Origin of the sequence: Citricoccus sp. NPDC055426 (genome assembly GCF_040677445.1) — a bacterium.
Classification (GTDB): domain Bacteria; phylum Actinomycetota; class Actinomycetes; order Actinomycetales; family Micrococcaceae; genus Citricoccus.
In genome coordinates this window covers 268,576-288,758 of record NZ_JBFARZ010000003.1, presented here as the reverse complement: position 1 = coordinate 288,758, position 20,183 = coordinate 268,576, and the positions used below count along the sequence as shown (strand labels likewise).

Sequence of the window (20,183 nt, the reverse complement as noted above, 5' to 3'; positions counted from 1 at the left end):
TTGACGGTGGGTGTGCGGGGGTGACATCACATCACCCCTGGTGATGTGATGGGTGTCACGTTGCCATGGCTCGGGCTTGGTTCGGGCAGATCCTCCCTCTCAAGGGGATCCGGGCTGTTGTCCCGCGGATTCCCTGCCTACGTTGGGTGGCACCGGCACCGCACCTCCGCCCTCGGGAATCCGTGAGGATCGGACGCGGGCCACCTTCGGGAGGAGCAACACCATGGCACAGCACGAACCCCCGGCCGGCGCCACCGAGACGCTGACCCAGGCCATCGACCGTGTGGGCAGCCCCGTCGAGTTCCTGCGCAACCAGGACTGGCCGTCCATCACCTTCCCCATCACCGCCGAGTTCACGAACTGGCGGGATGAGCAGCGCGCCTGGCGCACCACGGTGGGGCTGATGGACCAGTCGCACCACATGACCCAGCTGTTCCTCGGGGGCGCCGACCTCATCCCGCTGCTCGAGTCACTCTCCCCGAACACCTTCGCCACCTTCCGTCCGGGCGTGGCCAAGCAGCTGATCACCGTGAACCGGGACGGCTACCTGATCGGTGACGGCATCCTGTTCTACAACGCCGAGGGCCCCGAGGGCCTGGTGTTGGTGGGCCACCACATCCAGATCGACTGGATCCGCTTCAACGTGGAGAAGGCCGAGGCCGCCGGGAAGGACGTGCACCAGCGGCTAGACCCGAACTCGACCATGCGCTCCGGCCCGCCCACCTACTACCGGTACGAGCTGCAGGGGCCGGAGGCAGACCGGGTCATGGAGAAGGTCTTCGGCGGCCCGGTGCCGGAGGTGAAGTTCTTCCACATCGCCGACGTGCGGATCGCCGGGAAGGACGTCAAGGCCCTGCGCCACGGCATGGCAGGCCAGCCCGGCTTCGAGTTCTACGGACCCTGGGAGGACCACGAAGCCGTCCACGGCGCCCTGCTGGAGGCCGGTGCCGACCACGGAATCCGGGAGGTCGGGGCCAAGGCATACTCCAGCTCGCCGCTGGAGTCCGGGTGGGTCCCCACACCGCTGCCGGCCATCTTCGGTGAGGACTTCGCCGAGTACCGTGCCTGGCTGCCGGCGGCCCGTGCGGGGTCGATCGGCGGTTCGCTGTACTCGGAGGACATCCAGGACTACTACGTCACCCCCTACGACCTCGGGCTCGGCCGCTCCGTCAGGTTCAACCACGACTTCCACGGGCGCGCAGCCCTGGAGGGGCACGCCGAGCACCAGACGCGGCGCAAGGTGACCCTGATCTGGGACCCGGAGGACGTGGCCGCGATCGTGCGGTCCCAGGTCGAGGAGGGTGTTCCCGCCAAGTACCTGGACTTCCCGAAGGCCCGCTACGGCTTCTACCAGATGGACGAGGTCCTGCAGGACGGGAAGCGGGTGGGGATCTCCACGGATGCCGGCTACGTGGCTTTTCCGCAGATGTACCTGTCCCTGGCCACCGTGGACGCGGCCCTGCAGGACGGCGAACAGGTCGAGGTGGTGTGGGGTGAGGACCCCGTCTCCGCCAAGCCGCAGGTGGACCAGGACCACCGGCAGGTCAGGATCCGCGCCACCGTGGCGCCGGCGCCCTATCAGGAGTATGCGCGGACCACCTACCGCGCCGACGGCTAGTTGGCGGCCGCGGCGTTCAACCGGTCCTGCTCGTCCAGCTCGTCCAGCTCGTCGAGGAGGGCGAGGCCCCGGTCGGCCCAGGAGATCTCCGCGTCCGCCCGGGCCACCAGGCCCTCGTAGGTGAACTTCTTGAACGCCGTCGAGCGGCGGTGCTGGGAGGACGGGACGGACTGCAGGCGCCGGTTCAGGGTCTCCGAGGTGCCTTCCTCGACCTCGTCGATCTGGTGCTGCCACTGGCCGCGGATCTGGCGGATGTGTTCCCGGTAGGCCGTCAGCTGCGCGCGGGCGCGGTCTGGGGTGGCGTACTCGAAATACGCGGCCCTCAGGTGCATGGGATCCCGGTCCCGGGTCCACTGCAGGTCGGAGTCCATCCACTCGCCGAAGGCCATCCGGCCCTGCTCGGTGATGGTGTACTCGATCTTGCGCCCCTTGCGGCCCCAGGCGACCTCTTCCGATTCGAGCAGGCCGTCCTGCAGCATCCGGCGCAGTTCCGGGTAGATCTGGGAGTCCGGCGCGTGCCACACATTGCCCACGGAGGAGCCGAAGCGCTTGGCCAGGTCATATCCGGTCATGGGCTCCACGGTGAGCAGCGCCAGCAGGGCATTGCGCAGGGACATCCGGTCCATCCTTCCTGCCGGGCGCCCCGGCCACACGGTGGGGCACCGGCCGCTTCGGTGATTCGCACCACTGTAACGTCACAGGGCCCAAACACTATGCCCATAGGCAACGAAACGGGCAGAAAGTGACCACACCACGTCACAACGGTGGGGGCGTGGTCACTCCGGGCGCGGGGTCAGGAGGCCGGGAGGGCGGCGTTGAGCACCGGGGCCAGGCGCCGCACGCCTTCGCGCAGCGTCTCGGGATCAACGAAGGAGAAGGCGAGGCGGAAGTGCGGGTGCGGGCCGTCCCCGGGGGTGAACGCCCCGCCGGGGACGAAGACCACGCCGGCCTCCGCCGCGGTGTGCATGAGCGGCAGGGTGTCCAGCTCGCCCGGCATGCGCGCCCAGACGAAGAAGCCGCCGGCGGGCCGCGTCCAGCGCACGCGCGGGTCCAGTCCCTGTTCCATCTCGTCCACGAGGGCGTCGCAGCGGCGGGCGTACTCGTCGGTGCAGCGGGCCACGTGCCCCTGCCAGTCGAAGCGGGTGAGGAACGCCGTGGAGAGCATCTGGCTGAGCACGGGCGGGCACACGAAGGCCGACTCCGCCGAGAGGTAGAACTCGCGCAGCAGGGCCGGCGGCACGAGCGCCCAGCCGATGCGCACCCCGGGGGAGAAGATCTTGGAGACGGTGCCGAGGTAGATCACCTGGTCCCGGTGGGCCGCGGCGATCGGGGCCACCGGCGGATCGGAGAAGCCGAGCTGCCCGTAGGCGTTGTCCTCCACGATCAGCACCCCCTCGTCGCGGCAGACCGCCGCGACCGCCTCCCGCCGCTCGGCGGGCATCAGGGCACCGGAGGGGTTGGCGTAGGACGGGATCGTGTACAGGAAGGCCACCCGCCGCCCCTCGGTCCGCAGCCGCTGCAGGGTGGTGCGCAGCAGCGCGGGGATCAGCCCCTCGTCATCCGTGGGGGTGGTCACGGCGTCCAACTCCCACGTGTTGAAGGTGTTCAGCGCGCCCACGAACGTGGGGTCCTCCACCACCACCACGTCCCCGGGGTTGCCGAGCATGCGGGCCGCGGTGTCGATGGCGGCCTGCGAGCCCGGTGTGATGACCACGTGCTCCGGGTCTGCGCCGCTGATGCCGTCCGCGGCCATCACCGAGCAGACGGCGTCCCGCAGTTCGGGGGTCCCCTGGCCGGCGCCGTACTGCAGGCTGAGGTGGCCCTGCCGCGCCACGAGCTCGTCCGCGATGCCCCCGAGCCGGTCCAGGGGCAGGTCGTCCAGCCAGGGGTTGCCGCCGGCCAGGGAGACGATCCCAGGGGCCATGGCCAGGTCGAAGACGTCACGGACGGCGGACTGCTTCACGCTGCGCGCGCGGTGTGAAAGAAACGCTGAAGGCTCGCCCATGGGCCGATGCTAGCAACGCCACAGGCGGGGGAGGAAGGGGCGGCGGAGCGAGGATCGTGGTCGGTGGACCCACGAAACGGCGGGGTCAGCCGCCGTTGAGCTGGTCCGGGTCCCCGATCTCCTCCAGGGGATCGGCGGGGGAGATGCCCTGCCCGTCCCCGCTGCCGGAGGTGTCGGCCGGCGGGGTGGTGATCTGCTCCCCGAGCTCCATCTCGGCCAGCCCCAGGACCTCCTCGATCCGCACGCCGTCCACGAGGATCTCCGCGTTCGGCACCCCGGCGGCGGCGGCGGCGGTCCGGTTGAGCTGCGCGCGGATCCGGAAGGACTCGCACTGGCTGCGCGTCACCACCTCCCCGGTCAGCTCGAGAACCACGGTGTCCCCCTCGACCCGGTGGGAGGTGTAGGTCAGCCCGTCCTCGGAGGGGTCCAGCGAGTTCGTCAGGGCCGGATCGCCGTGGCTGTACTGCTCGTCCTCCAGCAGGAACCCCACCGCCGTGCCCACCAGGTCATCGGACTTCACCGGGGTGGTCTCCACCCGCACCAGCAGGTCCTGGCAGGCCACATTCCGGCCCGTGGTGCTCGGCGGGAACGCGCCGTTCAGGGCCACCAGGTACAGCGGCGCCTCCGTATACCCCGCGGCGTCCGCCGCCGGCAGGGCGCGGCCGTCCTCATCCGTGGGCGCCTCGCCCGGGGCGGGGAAGATGGAACAACCGGCCAGCACGACGGCGGCCAGGGCGCCGATCAGCCCCGCGGCGGCCCGGCGCGGGGCCGGGTGGCCGGACGGGCGTACCACGGGGTGGCGCGGGGGCATGGGGCTCCTGGAGGGCACGTCGACGGCGGGAATCCTGACCATCTTACGTCGGGGTGCCGGGGGCCTCCTCGCGGCGGCGCACCCAGGCGGTCACGTCGTCGGGGTGGATCCGCCGGTGCGTGCCGCGGTAGGTCACGGGGATCTCGCCGCGGTCGGCCAACTGGCGCAGATAGGTGTTGGAGACCCCCGCCAGCCGGGCCGCCTGCGAGGTGTTCAACCAGCGGTCCTGTTCGGAGACGGTGACGGTGGCGCCCGAGGCGAGCCGGCCGAGCAGCGCGAGCACCGCCTCGGTGGCCGCCGGGCCGAGCCGCACGGTGGTGCCGTCCAGCACCACCGTCGCGTCCGGCGTCGTGCCCTGGTCCTGTCCGTGGTCCTGTCCCTGACCCTGCTGCCCGGTGACGCCGGGGAGCCCGGGGAGGCGGGCGAGGAGGTCCCGTTCGGCCGCGTCCAGCGGGCCGAGGGTCAGGCTGCGGGTGAGGACGGGGATCTCGTCGGCCATGGGCCTCAGGCTACCCGCCAGCCTGCGGGTTGTCCGGCGCGCGGGTAGGCTGGGAGCCATGCCCCTGCGTAACCGACGTGCCGCCGCCCTGCCCGCCAAGTTGAGCCGATCCTGGCTCCTGGTGAACGCGGCCAAGCCGGAGGATTTCGCCCCGGGACTGGCCTCCGAGGCGGACTCGGTGCTCTTCGACATGGAGGCCGCCGTGCCGGCCGCGCAGAAGGACGCGGCCCGCGCCAACGTGCTGGAGGCGCTCAACGGCGGCATGTCCGCCTGGGTCAGGATCAACGGCATCGACACCGACGACTGGCAGCAGGACCTCGAGGCCCTCTCCACGGCCGAGGGGCTGCGCGGGGTCATGCTCGCCCTGGCCGAGGAGCCCGAACAGGTGACGTTGACGGCCATGCGCCTGCGCGCCGGCACGCCCGTGATCGCCCTGATCGAGACTGCGGCGGGGCTGGACAACGCCACCGCCGTGGCCAAGGCCCCCGGCACCTTCCGGCTGGCCTTCGGCACCAACGACTTCCGCAAGGACACCGGCATCTCCGATGACCCGACGGCCATGGCGTACGCGCGCTCGCGGCTGGTGATCGCCTCCCGCGTGGGCAAGCTGCCCGGCGCGATCGACGGTCCCCCCGGGGCCACCGACGAGAACCCCGCCGTGGTCGAGTCCTCACGCATCACCCAGTCGATGGGCATGACCGGGCGGCTGTGCCTGAACCGTGGGCAGGCGGAGTCCATCAACCTGGCCCTGTCCCCCTCCGAGGACGAGGTCTCCTGGGCCGTGGACATGCTGCAGGCCCACCAGGCCGGGGCCTCCGTGGGGGACGGCTCCTACCTGCCCCGCCTGGCCCGCGCCCAGAAGATCGCCGACCTGGCCGACTCCTACGGGCTCTGGAACGCCTGACTCGCAGGTAGCCCGCCCGGACGGGGTAAATTCGATTCCACCAGCACCGGCGTGATCCCCTTCACGCCGGGCAGCGACACCGCGAAGGGCCCCGATACATATGACGAACTCCCCCGAGACCGCCTCGGCCTCGTACACCTCCGACGCAGACGCCAACGCCGCCGCCCCCGGGTCCATCGAGGACTCCGGCCAGGGCTCCGCGCGCACCGGCACCGCCCGCGTGAAGCGCGGCCTGGCGGACATGCTCAAGGGCGGGGTGATCATGGACGTGGTCACCGCCGAGCAGGCGAAGATCGCCGAGGACGCCGGCGCCGTGGCCGTGATGGCCCTCGAGCGGGTCCCCGCGGACATCCGCGCCCAGGGCGGCGTGGCCCGCATGTCTGACCCGGACCTGATCGACGGCATCATCGAGGCCGTCTCCATCCCCGTGATGGCCAAGGCCCGGATCGGGCACTTCGTGGAGGCCCAGGTCCTCGAGGCCTTGAAGGTGGACTACATCGACGAGTCCGAGGTGCTCTCCCCGGCCGACTACATCAACCACATCGACAAGTGGGACTTCACCGTCCCCTTCGTCTGCGGCGCCACCAACCTCGGCGAGGCCCTGCGCCGGATCACCGAGGGCGCGGCCATGATCCGCTCCAAGGGCGAGGCCGGCACCGGAGACGTCTCCGAGGCCGTCAAGCACATCCGCACCATCCGCGGTGAGATCGCCAAGCTCTCCGCCCTGTCCAAGGACGAGCTCTACGTGGCCGCCAAGGAGCTGCAGGCCCCGTACGAGCTGGTGGCCGAGGTGGCCCGCGAGGGCAAGTTGCCGGTGGTGCTGTTCACCGCCGGCGGCGTGGCCACCCCCGCGGACGCGGCCCTGATGATGCAGCTCGGCGCCGACGGCGTCTTCGTGGGCTCCGGCATCTTCAAGTCCGGCAACCCGGCGGCGCGTGCGGCCGCGATCGTGCGGGCCACGGCCCAGTACAACGACGCCGGCGCGGTCGCCTCGGCGTCCCGCGGCCTGGGTGAGGCGATGGTCGGCATCAATGTGGGCGACCTGCCCGCTCCGCACCGCCTCTCCGAACGCGGCTGGTGACCGCCCGCCCCGCCGGTCCGCTGGTCGGGGTGTTCGCCCTCCAGGGGGACGTGGCCGAGCACGAGCGCGTGCTGGCCGGCCTGGGGGCGCGGGTGAGGCCGGTGCGGTCTGCCGCCGATCTGGAGGGGCTGGCCGGGCTGGTCCTGCCCGGCGGGGAGTCCTCCGTCATGGACAAGCTCTCCCGGCTGCTCGGGGTGGCCCCGGCCCTCCGGCAGGCGATCGACGCCGGGCTGCCGGTCTACGGCACCTGCGCCGGGATGATCATGCTGGCCGAGACGATCGCCAACCCCATTGTGGGGCAGCGGAGCCTCGGCGGCCTGGACATCACCGTGCAGCGCAACGCCTTCGGCGCGCAGGTCGATTCCTTCGAGACGTGGCTGGACGTGCCCCAGGTGAGCCGGGAGCCGGTGCACGCCGTCTTCATCCGCGCCCCCGCGGTGCTCCGCGCCTCAGGTGAGGTCCAGGTGCTGGCCAGCGTGCCGGCGTCGCGCCTGGAATCCGGCCGGACAGCCGGTGGCGAGGTCCCCGTGGCCGTGCGGCAGGGCCACCTGCTGGCCACGAGCTTCCACCCGGAGGTGACGGGGGACTGGTCCTTCCACCGCTACTTCCTGGAGCGGATGGTCAGCCCTTCTGGCTCATGAACTCCTGGATCGGCTCTCCGGCCACGAGGATCTCGGCGGTGTAGGTGCCGGCGTTGGCGATGGCCGTGTTCTCCAGCTGAGCGATGATCTGCGGGTCGGCGCAGGTGCCCCCGGACATCGGCTGCCCGGCGAGGTCCACGGTGACGGTGTCACCCTCGATCGTGACGTCCTGGACCGTCAACTCGGACTGGAAGAGCGCGTTCATCAGTCCCTCGCTGCCCACATCGAAGCTCCGCTCGTCGAAGAGGGCCTGGAGGCCGGCCTCCACGAGGGCCGGATCGCCCACCGCGCCGGCCTCGGAGACCGGGACGGTGTCCTCGATCAGCACCTCGCCGCAGCCGGGGAACTCGATGCCGCCGGACTGCCCGGCGGGGCCCACCCAGTACACGGTGGCCTCGGTGGCGGCCGCGGCCGGCTCGGACGCCGAGGTCGAGGCCGAGGGGCTCGCGCTGGCCGAGGGGGAGGTGCTCGCGGACTGGCTCGGCGAGGCGGAGGCGGTCGGGGATTCCGAGGCCGAGGCCGACGGCGAGGCGGACGCACTCTCGGTGGCGGACGGGGTGGTCGAGGGGCTCTCGGTGGCGTCCCCTCCGCCCTGCCCGCAGGCGGTCAGACCGAGGGCCAGGACGGCGGCCAGGGCGCCGGTGGTCAGGAGGGGGCGCAGTGCGGTGCGGGAGTGACTCATACCCCTGAGCCTAGACGAGACTGGCACCGGGACGGCACCGCGCCGGGTCCTAGACTGGTCACATGATGGACTGGATCGCCTCCCTCCCGCTGGGTTGGGCCATCCTGTTCTTCTGGGCTCTGGGGACCGCCCGGGCCACCGTCACCTACTCGTTGGGCCGCGGGATCGCCGCCGGTGCCGAGCACACCGCACTGCGCCGGTATATGTCCGGCCCGGTCTACCTGCGCGCCATGCGATTCATCGACCGGTGGGGTCCCTGGGCCATCCCGTTCTGCTTCCTGACGGTCGGCCTCCAGACGGCGGTCATCGGCACGGCCGGGATCACCCGCATGCGGTGGCGCCGCTTCATCCCGGTCATGCTGCTGGGCACCCTGATCTGGGGGCTCATCTACGGCACCGTCGGCATGGCCGTGGTCTGGGCGGTCATCACCACCGCCCTGGCCAGCCCCGTGGCGCTGATCGCGCTGGTCCTGGCGCTGGCCGGCGTCGTCATCCTCATCCTGTGGCGCACCGGCGGCCTCGCCCGGCTGCGGGCCTCCCGGGCCCAGCGCCGGGCCGCCCACACCGCATCAACCGGATCACGAGAGCGGTACACGTCGAGACACGCCGGTGAGATCGACAGTTACCGCGGCCGTGATGGTGGGGATCAGGCGGACACCACCTCCGACGCCGGCCGGTAGTCCAGCTGCGGGTCCAGTCCCAGCGGTCCGGCCACGGCGTCGGTCACGCCCTGATGGGTCAGGACGCCCTCGTGCGCGTTCAACCCGGAGAGCAGGCCGTCGTCCTCCGCCAGGGCCGCGCGCCACCCGTGGTCCGCTATCTGCAGCACGTACGGCAGGGTGGCGTTGGTCAGGGCCGCGGTGGAGGTCTGGGGGACGGCTCCGGGGATGTTGGCCACGCAGTAGTAGATCTGCTCGCCCACCCGGAACGTCGGGTCCTGGTGGGTGGTGGGGTGTGAGCCCTCGAAGCAGCCGCCCTGGTCGATCGCGATGTCCACGAGGACGGACCCCGGGCGCATGGCCGCCACCATCTCCGCCGTGACGAGCTTGGGGGCCGCGGCACCGGGGACCAGCACCGAGCCGATCACCAGGTCGGCCTCCGCCACCGCCTCGGCGATGTGCAACGTGGAGGAGGCCAGCGTGTCCAACCGGCCCTGGTGCACCCGGTCCAGTTCGGTGAGCCGATCGAGGTTGATGTCCAGCACGGTCACCTCGGCGCCCATGCCGGCGGCCACCACGGCGGCGGCCTCCCCGGCGACGCCGGCCCCGATCACCGCGACCCGGGCGCGGCGGGTCCCGGGCACCCCGCCCATCAGGATGCCGGAACCTCCCTGGGCCTGGGTCAGGTGGTACGCGCCGGCCATGGGGGCCAGCCGGCCGGCGACCTGGCTCATGGGGGCCAGCAGCGGCAGGCCGCCTCCGCGGGTGACGGTCTCGTAGGCGATGGCCGTGGTGCCCGAGTCGAGGACGGCATGGGTGAGCTGCGGATCCGCCGCCAGGTGCAGGTAGGCGAACAGGACCTGCCCGCGGCGCATCAGCTGGCCCTCGGGGCCGACCGGTTCCTTCACCTTGAGCATCAGCTCGGCCTGGCCCCAGACCTCCTCCGGGGCGGGCGCCATCCGGGCCCCGGCCCGGCGGTATTCATCGTCAGACAGGCCGGAGCCGATGCCGGCGCCCTCCTGGACGAGGACCTCGTGCCCGTGGTGGACGAGTTCGGCGACCCCGGCGGGGGTGAGGCCGACGCGGAACTCGTTGTTCTTGATCTCGGTGGGGACGCCAATCAGCATGGTCCGACGCTAGCCCGTCCGGACCGTTTCAGGGAGGGGGCGGCCCGGGGTTCATACTGGGCGGGTGGACTATCAGATCATCACCACCGTCATCGCCGGTCTGCTCCTGGCGGTGGCCGTGCTCGGCACCATCATCCCGATCCTGCCCGGTTCCATCCTCACCGTCATCACGCTGATCGCCTGGGCCTGGATCCTCGGCTCGCCCGCGGCCTGGACGGCGGCCATCATCGGGTCCGGCCTGGCGATCGCGGGGATGAGCGCCTCGGCGGTGCTGACCGGCCGGACGATGCGGCGGGAGAAGATCCCGAGCGGGCCCGTCATCGCGGGTGTGGTGTGCGCGATCGTCGGGATGTTCGTCATCCCGGTCATCGGCCTGTTCCTGGGCTTCGCCGTCGGGCTGCTCTGCGCCGAGTACGTGCGGCGCCGGGACCTCAAGGCCGCCGCCCGGTCCTCATGGCAGGCGCTGAAGTCCATGGGGCTGGGCATCCTGGTCGAGTTCGGCTGCGCCGCCCTGGCCGCCTCCTCCTTCGCGATCGGGGTACTCGTCCACTTCCTCAACCGCTGACCCCCCCCTTCACGTTTCGAGGGCAGTCACCCCTGAGGATTGCCCTCAAAACGCCGGGGGAAAGGCCGCGCGAACGACGGCGGCGCGTCACCTGGGGAAGGTGACGCGCCGCCGTCGTCATTCAGCTTTAAGGGCACGGATCACTGGTGCCTCGTGCCCAGAAAGCGTGGGGTGGGCCGGTCAGATGATCGGGAGGCCCGCCTTCTTGGACTCCGAGATGTCGCGGAAGAATCCGCGGGCGATGAAGAACAGGACGGCGGCCACGATCACGGGCCACATCAGCACGTAGACGGTCAATGCGATGGTCATGGTGTTTCCTTTCGGGTCGGTGGTGCTCTGAAGCGGTCTCGGTCAGCTGCGGTCGGCCTTGGCCGCGATGACCACCTGTTCGGCGGTCATCGGGGTCTCGTTGTCGAAGTCGCCGGTGATGTCCTTGATGACGTCGAAGTCGAAGTCCTGCTTCGAGCGGACGGACATCAGGTAGGTGACCAGGAAGGAGACCGCGTAGGCGACCAGCGAGGCGGACAGGACGGTGTAGTCCCGCAGCCCGCCGGTGACGATGCCGCCGATGGTGAACGGCGCTGCGACCAGGACGGCGATCGAGCCGACCCAGAGGGCCGGCTTCAGGCCGAAGAACCCGAAGGACATGATGCCGAGCACCACGCCGATGCCGATCGTGGCCAGCACCTCGACACTGAGGCCGAGGAAACCGGTGAACGCGAACCACTCGAAGCGCACCGGCAGGAACGCGACGAGCGCGGCGAGCACGCCGATCGAGAAGGCCGCGTTGGTGACCTTCGGCCAGTAGAACGAGGCGATGACCGGGAACACCAGGCAACCCCATAGGGCGCCGACGAAGACCAGCAGGTCCAGGATGTTGAATTGCGCCGTGGCGAAGTACAACGCCGCGCCCGTGGCGATGATCATGGTGATGCGGCCGACCAGCAGCATGGTCTTCGGCTTGGCGTTCTTCTTGCCGACGGACTGGCCGTAGATGTCCGCCATCACGATGGAGGACAGTGCGGCCAGATCGGAGTCGGCGGTGGAGGACAGGGCGCCGATGATCATCAGGAACGCCAGGCCCAGCAGGACGGGGCCGAGGTAGGTGCCGGCCATCTGTGGGATGAGGTTGTTGATGTCATCGTTCATGGGCTCGACGCCCAGGTACAGGGCCATCACCCCGAGCATGCCGATGCCGATCACGGAACCGCCGTAGCCGATGGTGGCGGTCACGAAGGTCGGCTTGATCAGGTCCTCACGCACCGCGAAGAGCCGCTGGGCGATGGTCTGGTTGCCGATCGCGTAGGCCAGCACGGCCGCGATGTACGGGGCGCCCTGGTTCATGAACGCCTCGGAGGAGAAGAAGTTGCCCTGCTCCTCGGTGACGTGTCCGGCGGCCACGCCGGCCTCGAACATGCCCGGACCGCCGGCCACGAAGAAGATCACCGGGATGATCACGACGGCGGCGCCCAGCATGAACATCACCTGGACGAAGTCGGTCATCACGGAGGCGCGGAAGCCGGACCAGAGGGTGTACATCAGCACGCCGGCCGCGATGATGACGATGCCCGCCCCGAAGCTGAGCGGGGAGAGCATGGAGATCAGCGCGCCGCCGGCGATGAAGTTGGAGGTCAGGGAGATCAGCGAGCCCAGGACATTGGACCCGGCCAGCATCAGCTGGGAGGACCGCCCGTGGCGGGCGTACATGACCTCGGCCAGGGTGTGGGCGCGCGGCGCGACCTTGCGGATGCGCTTGCCGAAGGGGTAGATGAAGAGGATCATCAGGGCTCCCCAGAGCCCGTAGTGGATGGGGCCGGAGATGCCGTACGTGTAGCCCGCTGTGGCGGAGGCGTACATGGAGGAGGCCCAGATCCAGGTGGCGGTCATCGAGGCCGCCGAGATGCCGAATCCGATGTTGTTGCCGGCGGTCATGTAGCCGTCGGCGTTCTCCTTCTTCCGGCTGATGCCCACGGACATCCACATGGTCCCGCCGTAGAAGAGGATCAGCAGCAACACCACTGCCAAAATTCCTAGTTGATTGAACTCCTGAGCGGGTGGCATCCCGGTCCTTCCATCTCGGCGACAATGACGTACGGCCCGCGCTTCTACTGCCGCGGACCGCGAGGTGGCAGCCGACTCCGGCTGCCGGTGGTCCCCTCGGACCACCTGCGACGGCCAGTGGGGCCATCTCTGACGGCCCCTCGGGCCGCTCCCGGCAGGAGCCACCCGCGGGTCTGCATGACTGTTGCATGCACCCTTCAGGGCTCACTGGCACCGGCATCGGCGTTGAAGCCAACCGCTGAAGTCTCTCATGTTTGCAACCGCAATACCAGTTGGATTGTCGACAATCAGCCGAAAAGGCCTCGTCGGAAGGTGGTTAATCGGGGCTTGTCGGGCTGGATTCGGAGTGCGGGCGGTGGCGGGCGTATGATGGCGAAGCGCCTTCCGGCGATGTCCCGGAGGCTCGAGGGGCCTTAGCTCAGTTGGTAGAGCGTTTCGTTCGCAATGAAAAGGTCAGGGGTTCGATTCCCCTAGGCTCCACAGCAGACAGACCCCCTGCATCCCTTACAAGCAATGGGAAGCAGGGGGTCTGTTGTCTGTGGCGGGCTGCGTGCTTACCTCCCCGCGAGCTCCGGGTGGAACCTCTCGGTGACCTGCGGGTGCGCGCGGACGAAGCCCTTGAGCATGTTGGAGCCGAAGGACGCGAGCATCGGGTTGGTGGGATCGTCGGAGACTCCGCGGGCGTCGGCGGCCAGCTCGGCCGGAAGCTCGACCGGCTCGATCACGGCGTCTAGGCGGGGGGAGTAGAAGAACGGCACGGAGTAGCGGTCCACGCCCTCGTCCGGGGCCTTGGCCCGGTGGATGGTGGCCATCAGGTAGCCGCCCGTCGCCACCTCCAGCATCTCGCCGAGGTTCACCACGAGCGCCCCGTGGATCGGCTCCACGTCCAGCCACGCGTCCTGGCCGTAGGGGCGCACCTCGAGCCCGCCGACCATGTCCTGCAGCAGCAGCGTGATGAAGCCGTAGTCGGCGTGCAGGCCCACGCCCTGGGTGCCGGCCTCCTTCACCCCGCCCACGTAGTGCGCCAGCTTGGCCATCCAGGCGCGGTCACCCGTAAAGGCCTCGGAGAAGTGGTCCTCGTCCAGTCCGATGGACACGCACAAGGCCTTGAGCAGGTCCTCACCCACGCGGTCCATCAGGTCGGTCCACGCCATGGCGGTCTGCTCCAGCTCCGGCATGTCCGCCGGCCACTGGTTGGGGCCCTGCAGGTGCCAGTACTCCTCGCCCGGGGCGATCCGCTCGGCGGGGACCGGCGCGCGCTCGGGCGAGAAGTCGATCTGCTCGCGGGAGTCCGGACGGCCCTGGGTGCGCTCGGCGCCCACCGAGGAGTAACCGCGGTAATGGGGGGAGTTCTGGTTGTGCAGCACCAGCTTCTCCTCCTCGGGGCGGGCGAAGAACTCGGCGGTCACCCGGAACAGCTCGTCCACCTGGCCGGGGGTGGCGCCGTAGTTCACGATCTGGAAGAAGCCCACGTGATGGGCCGCGTGGCGCAGCCGGTCCAGGAAGTCCGGGTCGAAGGAACCGTCCGGCGCCCGCATGGTGGACAGGTCCAGCACCGGGATGTCCAGCCCCTCCGGGACGGCCGCGGAGTCAGAGAACGCAGAAGTCATGGGACCAGTGAACGACGCCGGCCCCCGGCTCCGCGCGCAGGTTGCCTTGCGCTACCCCGGGTGACGGGAAAACGTCACATCGTGGCGCGTGGGGACCCGCTGGTGTTTAATACCCACTCCAGCAGCGCCTGCCCCGCCTCCTCATGACGCGCCTCGGGCGTGCCGTAGCCCCGGATGGCCAGGTCCTCGCCCGTCAGGACGGGATACGGCGTCTCGGGGACACCGTCCTCGTGGCGGACGTCCACGTGGGTCACCCGGTCCCCGCGGGCCTGCAGCCAGTCGGCCATGGCGTAGTCGGTCCGGGAATCCCCGCACGTGAACCACTGCACCGGCAGCTCCCCGTCCGCGGCCACCCGGCCCCAGCCCTGGGCAGCACCGAGGTCCTTGCCGCTGGAGACGTGCTCCACGTCCGAGGAGATGATGGTCGAATCCAGCTGGAAGTCCCCGCCCGCCCCCTCACCGGAGCCCTGCTCGGCCAGCAGGTCTGCCACCTCGGCCTCGAAGCGGGACTGAGCCTCGCGGTAGGTCTCCAGGGATTCGCCGACATTCATCTCGGCGGAGAACATGGCCAGCTTCGTGTCGTCGTAGAACATGGTGTCCGTGTAGTCGCCCAGCATCCGGACCAGGCGTGACTCGAGGTCAGAGGGAAGACGCATGGCGGCATCGACCTCCACCCAGCCCGGCACCGAGGTGCCGCGCGTAGCCGGGGGCAGGCCGGCGTCGTGCCCCTGGTCTACGAGCGAGGCGAAGGAGAAGCGCACCGCGCCCTTCTCGCAGACCGCGTGGAAGCGGGCGTCCGCGGGCAGGCCCGCGGCCAGCAGCGGGCCGGCGAGCTGCTGGAGGATGAAGTCGGCGGACCGGCCGGTGTTGAACACCACCGGGATGCCGCGGCCGGCCAACTGGACCAGGGCCGTCAGGATGCCCTCGGGGACCCGGCGGGTGACGGGGGAGGCGATGGGGCCGTCCACGTCCAGGAGCAGCCCGACGGGGGGAAGTGTGCGCATGGGCCCAGCCTATGTCTCCGCGCCGCCGTGCTGGCGCCCGCTGTGTTCGCCTAGTGTGGGGCGCACCATAGTCCGCCCGTGTCGAAGGGGGTCCGCAGTGCCCAGCCCGCAGGAAGACCCGCGCCGCGAGGCGGACGGACGGCGCATCTTCACGGAGCGGGACCTCGGCCGGTACTTCGGTGCGGTGGACCCGAGGGTGCTGGCCCGTGACCGCCGCCGCCGCCACCGGCGGCACGCGATCGCCCTGGTGCTGGTGGCCCTGGTCGTGGCGGGGACGGCGTTCACGGCGCTGCAGGTGCTGCGGGGCGAGTGGACCATCCCCGGCTGGGAGGCGGCACCGCCGACCGAGCCGGTCCTCTGCCCGGCGGGGGACGTGGAGTACTCGAAGGAGTCCACCGTGACCGTCTACAACGGCACCACCATCGGCGGGCTCGCCGGGGACGTGGCCAACGCCCTCGAGGCGCGGGACTTCGTCATCGGCGGGGTCGGGAACAAGGGCTTCACCACCGCCAACATGGTGGCCGTCATCATCTCCGGGGCCGGCGGCCGGGAGACGTCGCTGGCCATCCAGCGGAACATCGAGGGCTCGGTCTACCTGCCGGATGAGCGGGAGGAGGACACGGTGCACGTCATCATGGGCACCAAGTACAAGGGTCTGGTGCCGGAGGGGTCCGTGTCCACCCAGGCCGGGCCGCTGGACTGCCAGCGGTTGGAGACCGAGTCCCCGACGGCGGCGCGCGGCTGACCGATCAGGCACAAAGTGACGCCGCCCCCACCGAAGTGACGTCTCCCGGTCACTCTGTGCCCGGGTGCGGCAGGTTCGGTGGGGGCGGCAGTAGGCCGTCAGGGTTCAGGGCTCACATGCCGCCGGGGAACACCACCGGCACCAGCGTGTACATCACGAGCATGACCAGGCCGAGCGAGATCAGGTTGAGCCAGACGCCGGCCCGCACCATCTGCTTGATGGAGACCTCGCCCGAGCCGAAGGCCACGGCGTTGGACGGGGTGGCTACCGGCAGCATGAAGGCGGAGCAGACGGCCAGGGTCACGGCGATCGTCATGAACAGCGGATCCATGCCCAGGCCCACGGCCACGGCGCCGAAGATCGGGAAGAACGCGGCGGCGGTGGCGGTGTTGGAGGTCAGCTCGGTCAGGGCCAGGCCCACCACGATCACGACGAGGATGACCACCCAGCCGGGCACCCCCTGCAGGGCGCCGACCTGGTTGCCCAGCCACTCGGAGAAGCCGGTGGCCGTGAACATGGCGGACAGGGACAGGCCGCCGCCGAAGAGCAGCAGCAGGCCCCACGGGATCTCCTTGGCGGCGGACCACCGCAGCAGCGGGGTGCCGTCGGCGTCCGCGGAGCGCTTCTGGGCCGGGACCAGGAAGCAGGCGATGGCGGCGGCCATGGCGACCTGGGTGTCCGAGATGGCGCCGAGGAACGGCAGGGTCTGGGCCACGGCCGGGATGTCCGCGATGAAGGGCACGGCGACCCAGAAGAAGATCGCGACCAGGAAGATGATGCCCACCCGGCGCTCCGGGGTGGTGAGGCGGCCGAGCTTGCTCAGCTCGTCCTTGATCATCTGTCTGCCGCCCGGGATCTCGGAGACCTCGGCGCGGAACACGAGCTTGGTCAGCACCAGCCAGGCGATGAGCACCATGACCACGGCCCACGGGACGCCGACGAGCATCCACTGGCCGAACTGCAGGTCGTAGCCGTGGGACTCCAGCAGGTAGGCCTTCATCAGGGCCATCGGCGGCTGGCCGATCAGGGTGGCGGTGGAGCCGATGGTCACGCCGTACGCCACGCCGAGGAGCATGGAGGCGGCGAACTTCTTGCCGGCGGCCGACGGGTCCACGGAGCGGACCAGCTGGAGGATGGACACGGCGATCGGCACCATGATGACGGCCGTGGCGGTGTTGGACACCCAGGCCGAGATGAAGGCGGAGGCCACCATCAGGCCGAGGACGATCTGAGCCGGCCTGGTGCCGATCGTCCGGATGGTCAGCAGGGCCACCCGAAGGTGCAGGTTCGACTTCTCGGTGGCCAGGCCCAGGATGACGCCGCCCATCACGAGGAACACCACCGAGTTGGCGTAGGGTGCAGCGACCTCGGCCATGGTGCCCATCCCGAACAGCGGGAAGAGCACCAGCGGCAGCAAGGAGGTCACCGGGATCGGGGCGGCCTCGGTCATCCACCAGATCGCCATCCAGAGGGCGCAGCCGGCCACGGCGCGTCCCTCGAAGGACAACGACGCCGGCAGCACCAGTGCCAGCACCAGGCCGGCGACCGGCCCCAGGGCCAGCAACCACCAGTTGCGCTTGCCCCCGGAGTCCAAGGCGTCGCCCTGGGGTTCGGTCTGCTGGTCAGGCTGGACGCCCGGCTCCGGCCCGACGGCCTCGGTCGTGGACTGTGTCATCGCATTCATCCTTGAAGGTGTCTGAAAGTGTGAGTTAACACACCGTACGTGGATCAATGTATGGACAGAAGTACACATTCAACCCTCATTGATATCCTGGACGTTCTAATATGGCCGGAACTGGTCTTTCACTTGTGAGTCAGGTCATCCCTACGCTGGATCGGTACACGGCCGACGCCACGGCGCGGCCCGTGCCGGTGGCCGGACGCCGGCGCCGGGGATGACTTCAGAGAGGGGGTGGCGCCGGTGGACCTGCGCCAGATGCGTTACTTCGTGGCCGTGGCCGAGGAACGGCACTTCGGGCGGGCCGCCGAACGGCTGCACATGGCCCAGCCGCCCCTGTCCCAGCAGATCAAGCAGCTGGAGGCCTCCCTCGGCACCAAGCTCTTCGAACGCACCACCCGCCGCGTGGACCTCACCGATGCCGGGCAGCTCATGCTCGAGCGCGCCCGCCAGATCCTGGCCGATGTCGATGCCCTGGGCCATGACGTGAAGGAGATCGGTGACGGCGCCGCCGGGGTGCTGCGCGTCGGCTTCGTGGGCTCGGCCACCTACCGGGTCATGCCGGCCCTGGTGCAGCTCGCCCGGCGGGAGCTGCCCGGCGTCCGACTGCATGTGATGGGGGAGATGCTCACCCCGCAGATCGAGCAGGGCCTGCTGGAGAACCGTCTCGACGCCGCCGTGCTGCGCCCCCCGGTGCAGTCCTCGGACCTGGTGCTGGACACCCTGGAGGGGGACAGCCTGGTCGTGGCCCTGCCCGCACACCACCGCCTGGCCACGGGCGGTGGTCCGATTCCCCTGTCCGAGTTGGCCGGGGAGGAGTTCGTGGGCTACCCGCAGGGCTCCGCCGTCTCCACCATCACCTCGGAAGCCTGCCGCGCGGCCGGCTTCCGTCCCCGGGTGGTGCAGCAGGCCACGGAGACCTCGACCCTGCTGGCCTTCGTCGGAGCCGGCATGGGCCTGGCCCTAGTCCCTGACGGCGCCCGCCGGGCCGCGGCCTCCCCGGTCGCCTACCGCGAACTCATCGGAGCGCCCACGGTGGGGCTGGCCGTCGCGTGGAAGCGGGACAGCCGCTCCACGCTCATCTCCTCCTTCCGCTCCCTCGTCCACCGCGTCGTGGACGAGGTGCGGGACCTCCCCCGTCACTCCGACCCGACCCCGACCTCACCCCACCCCCGAGGCGCGAAGTGACTCCACCCCCGCCGGAGTGACGCCTCCCGGTCACTCTGTGCCCACGCCGACCGCCCCGACCGTCCCGTCCGCCCCGTCCAGAACGAGCCCAGCCCCCAGGAGCGCCCATGAAGATCACCGGCATCGAAGCCATCCCCTATGCCATCCCGTACCACCACCCGTTGAAGTTCGCCTCGGGTTCGGTGGAGACCGCCGACCACGTGCTGGTGAAGATCCACACGGACGAGGGGGTCACCGGGGTGGCCGATGCCCCGCCGCGTCCCTACACCTACGGGGAGACGCAGGTGTCCATCAAGAACGTGGTGGAGGAGATCTTCGCCCCGCAGGTCATCGGCCTGGACCCCTTCGACCGCGAGAAGGTCCACGCCGTGATGCGCCGGACCATCCACAACCAGGTCGCCAAGGGCACCGTGGACATCGCCCTCTGGGACCTGGCCGGCAAGGCCGTCGGCCGTCCGGTGCACCAGCTGCTCGGCGGGTGGACCGATTCGATGCGGGTCTCCCACATGCTTGGGTTCAAGCCGGCCCAGGAGCTGCTGGACGAGGCGGTGCGGTTCGGTGAGGAGTACGGCATCACCACCTTCAAGCTCAAGGTCGGCCGCCGCCCGCTGTCCCTGGACATCGAGGCCTGCCGGGTGCTGCGGGAGGGGCTCGGCGAGGACGTTGAGCTCTACCTGGACGCCAACCGCGGCTGGACGGCCAACGAGGCCATGCAGGTGCTGCAGCAGACCGAGGGCCTGGGCCTGACGCTGCTGGAGGAGCCCTGCGATGCCAAGGAGGCGATGAGCCGCCGCCGCCTGGTGGAGAAGTCGCCCATCCCCGTCGTCGGGGACGAATCCGTGCCCACGGCCGGGGATGCCTCCCGCGAGTTGCTCTCGGGCGGCTGCAACGCGATCTGCATCAAGACCGCCCGCTCCGGCTTCACCGAGGCCACCGAGATCCTGGGGCTGTGCACGGGGCTCGGCGTGGACGTGACCATGGGCAACCAGATCGACACCCAGATCGGCTCGCTGGCCACCGTGACCTTCGGCGCGGCACACGAGGCCACCTCCCGCCGGGCCGGGGAGCTGTCCAACTTCCTGGACATGTCCGATGACCTGCTCGCCGACCCGATCGCCATCGTGGACGGCAGGATCTCCGTGCGGGACCTTCCGGGCGTCGGGGCCGAGGTCAGCGAGGACAAGCTGGCCCGGTACCGCACCGACCGCTGACCCCTCAGGCGCAGGGTGACGCCGCCCCCACCCTCGTGACGGGGCGTCGTCACTCTGTGCCCAGGCCGGTCAGGTCGGTCAGGCCGGTCGCATC

The 20,183-nt window shown here is 70.3% G+C and carries 20 protein-coding genes and 1 tRNA gene; 10 read left to right on the top strand and 11 right to left on the bottom strand.

The features are described from left to right. Positions 1 to 223: 223 nt before the first annotated feature. Complete coding sequence (locus tag AB0K08_RS07110; protein WP_363352836.1) at positions 224 to 1,618, top strand: aminomethyl transferase family protein; 1,395 nt, start codon at positions 224 to 226, stop codon at positions 1,616 to 1,618. On the opposite strand, the gene AB0K08_RS07105 is transcribed toward AB0K08_RS07110, so the two are convergent. The 4 genes from AB0K08_RS07105 to AB0K08_RS07090 form a co-directional block, all read right to left on the bottom strand. Continuing rightward, positions 1,615 to 2,235 carry a PadR family transcriptional regulator gene (locus tag AB0K08_RS07105; protein ID WP_363352834.1) on the bottom strand — a complete coding sequence of 207 codons (621 nt, stop codon included), beginning with the start codon at positions 2,233 to 2,235 and terminating at the stop codon, positions 1,615 to 1,617. The two genes, AB0K08_RS07110 and AB0K08_RS07105, sit on opposite strands and share 4 nt — an antisense overlap. A 176-nt stretch (positions 2,236 to 2,411) precedes the next feature. Further along, positions 2,412 to 3,623 (bottom strand): PLP-dependent aminotransferase family protein, encoded by a 1,212-nt coding sequence (locus tag AB0K08_RS07100; protein ID WP_363352832.1) that lies wholly within the window; start codon positions 3,621 to 3,623, stop codon positions 2,412 to 2,414. An 85-nt stretch (positions 3,624 to 3,708) separates the two neighbouring features. Beyond that, positions 3,709 to 4,434 (bottom strand): hypothetical protein, encoded by a 726-nt coding sequence (locus AB0K08_RS07095; protein ID WP_363352830.1) that lies wholly within the window; start codon positions 4,432 to 4,434, stop codon positions 3,709 to 3,711. Positions 4,435 to 4,477: 43 nt separating this feature from the next. Next, positions 4,478 to 4,933, bottom strand: a complete 456-nt coding sequence (locus tag AB0K08_RS07090) for a helix-turn-helix domain-containing protein (RefSeq protein WP_363352829.1) — start codon at positions 4,931 to 4,933, stop codon at positions 4,478 to 4,480. A gap of 58 nt (positions 4,934 to 4,991) precedes the next feature. On the opposite strand from AB0K08_RS07090, the gene AB0K08_RS07085 reads away from it, so the two are divergent. The 3 genes from AB0K08_RS07085 (at position 4,992) to pdxT (ending at position 7,559) form a co-directional block, all read left to right on the top strand. Further along, positions 4,992 to 5,837, top strand: a complete 846-nt coding sequence (locus AB0K08_RS07085) for a CoA ester lyase (RefSeq protein WP_363352827.1) — start codon at positions 4,992 to 4,994, stop codon at positions 5,835 to 5,837. 100 nt (positions 5,838 to 5,937) lie between these two features. Beyond that, positions 5,938 to 6,918: a pyridoxal 5'-phosphate synthase lyase subunit PdxS gene (gene pdxS, locus AB0K08_RS07080; protein WP_363352825.1), complete on the top strand. Its 981-nt coding sequence runs from the start codon at positions 5,938 to 5,940 to the stop codon at positions 6,916 to 6,918. Continuing rightward, the gene (gene pdxT, locus AB0K08_RS07075) at positions 6,915 to 7,559 is read left to right on the top strand and encodes a pyridoxal 5'-phosphate synthase glutaminase subunit PdxT (RefSeq protein WP_363352824.1); all 645 of its coding nucleotides are present in this window, start codon (positions 6,915 to 6,917) and stop codon (positions 7,557 to 7,559) included. Before pdxS ends, pdxT begins: the two co-directional genes overlap by 4 nt. Here the strand turns inward: pdxT and AB0K08_RS07070 are convergent. After that, entirely contained in the window at positions 7,540 to 8,241 is a 702-nt protein-coding gene (locus AB0K08_RS07070) for a GerMN domain-containing protein (protein ID WP_363352823.1), read from the bottom strand. The two genes, pdxT and AB0K08_RS07070, sit on opposite strands and share 20 nt — an antisense overlap. 62 nt (positions 8,242 to 8,303) lie before the next feature. Here AB0K08_RS07070 and AB0K08_RS07065 point away from each other — a divergent pair, with 62 nt between their 5' ends. Further along, positions 8,304 to 8,921, top strand: coding sequence for a hypothetical protein (locus AB0K08_RS07065; RefSeq protein WP_363352822.1), 618 nt, complete (start codon positions 8,304 to 8,306; stop codon positions 8,919 to 8,921). On the opposite strand, the gene ald is transcribed toward AB0K08_RS07065, so the two are convergent. Next, on the bottom strand, positions 8,888 to 10,027 hold the full coding sequence (gene ald, locus AB0K08_RS07060; protein ID WP_363352821.1) for an alanine dehydrogenase: 1,140 nt from the start codon (positions 10,025 to 10,027) through the stop codon (positions 8,888 to 8,890). The genes AB0K08_RS07065 and ald overlap by 34 nt on opposite strands. Before the next feature lie 64 nt (positions 10,028 to 10,091). Here ald and AB0K08_RS07055 point away from each other — a divergent pair, with 64 nt between their 5' ends. Continuing rightward, positions 10,092 to 10,592, top strand: coding sequence for a DUF456 domain-containing protein (locus AB0K08_RS07055; protein WP_363352820.1), 501 nt, complete (start codon positions 10,092 to 10,094; stop codon positions 10,590 to 10,592). A gap of 180 nt (positions 10,593 to 10,772) precedes the next feature. Here the strand turns inward: AB0K08_RS07055 and AB0K08_RS07050 are convergent, their stop codons facing one another. After that, entirely contained in the window at positions 10,773 to 10,901 is a 129-nt protein-coding gene (locus tag AB0K08_RS07050) for a putative transporter small subunit (protein WP_363352819.1), read from the bottom strand. A gap of 42 nt (positions 10,902 to 10,943) precedes the next feature. Further along, positions 10,944 to 12,653, bottom strand: coding sequence for a sodium:solute symporter family protein (locus AB0K08_RS07045; protein WP_363352818.1), 1,710 nt, complete (start codon positions 12,651 to 12,653; stop codon positions 10,944 to 10,946). A gap of 407 nt (positions 12,654 to 13,060) precedes the next feature. Between AB0K08_RS07045 and AB0K08_RS07040 the strand changes: the two genes are divergently transcribed. Further along, positions 13,061 to 13,133: transfer RNA gene (locus AB0K08_RS07040), tRNA-Ala, on the top strand. Between the two features lie 74 nt (positions 13,134 to 13,207). Here the strand turns inward: AB0K08_RS07040 and AB0K08_RS07035 are convergent. Together AB0K08_RS07035 and AB0K08_RS07030 are read right to left on the bottom strand one after the other, a co-directional pair. Continuing rightward, positions 13,208 to 14,263: a 2-oxoglutarate and iron-dependent oxygenase domain-containing protein gene (locus tag AB0K08_RS07035; protein ID WP_363352817.1), complete on the bottom strand. Its 1,056-nt coding sequence runs from the start codon at positions 14,261 to 14,263 to the stop codon at positions 13,208 to 13,210. A 74-nt stretch (positions 14,264 to 14,337) separates the two neighbouring features. Further along, entirely contained in the window at positions 14,338 to 15,267 is a 930-nt protein-coding gene (locus tag AB0K08_RS07030) for a haloacid dehalogenase (RefSeq protein ID WP_363352816.1), read from the bottom strand. A gap of 97 nt (positions 15,268 to 15,364) precedes the next feature. Here AB0K08_RS07030 and AB0K08_RS07025 point away from each other — a divergent pair, with 97 nt between their 5' ends. After that, positions 15,365 to 16,012 carry a LytR C-terminal domain-containing protein gene (locus tag AB0K08_RS07025; RefSeq protein ID WP_363352815.1) on the top strand — a complete coding sequence of 216 codons (648 nt, stop codon included), beginning with the start codon at positions 15,365 to 15,367 and terminating at the stop codon, positions 16,010 to 16,012. Positions 16,013 to 16,124: 112 nt separating this feature from the next. On the opposite strand, the gene AB0K08_RS07020 is transcribed toward AB0K08_RS07025, so the two are convergent. Continuing rightward, positions 16,125 to 17,687, bottom strand: coding sequence for an SLC13 family permease (locus AB0K08_RS07020; protein ID WP_363352814.1), 1,563 nt, complete (start codon positions 17,685 to 17,687; stop codon positions 16,125 to 16,127). Positions 17,688 to 17,933: 246 nt separating this feature from the next. Between AB0K08_RS07020 and AB0K08_RS07015 the strand changes: the two genes are divergently transcribed. Continuing rightward, the gene (locus AB0K08_RS07015) at positions 17,934 to 18,878 is read left to right on the top strand and encodes a LysR substrate-binding domain-containing protein (RefSeq protein ID WP_363352813.1); all 945 of its coding nucleotides are present in this window, start codon (positions 17,934 to 17,936) and stop codon (positions 18,876 to 18,878) included. Positions 18,879 to 18,985: 107 nt separating this feature from the next. Continuing rightward, on the top strand, positions 18,986 to 20,089 hold the full coding sequence (locus AB0K08_RS07010; RefSeq protein WP_363352812.1) for an enolase C-terminal domain-like protein: 1,104 nt from the start codon (positions 18,986 to 18,988) through the stop codon (positions 20,087 to 20,089). Positions 20,090 to 20,183 lie beyond the last annotated feature (94 nt).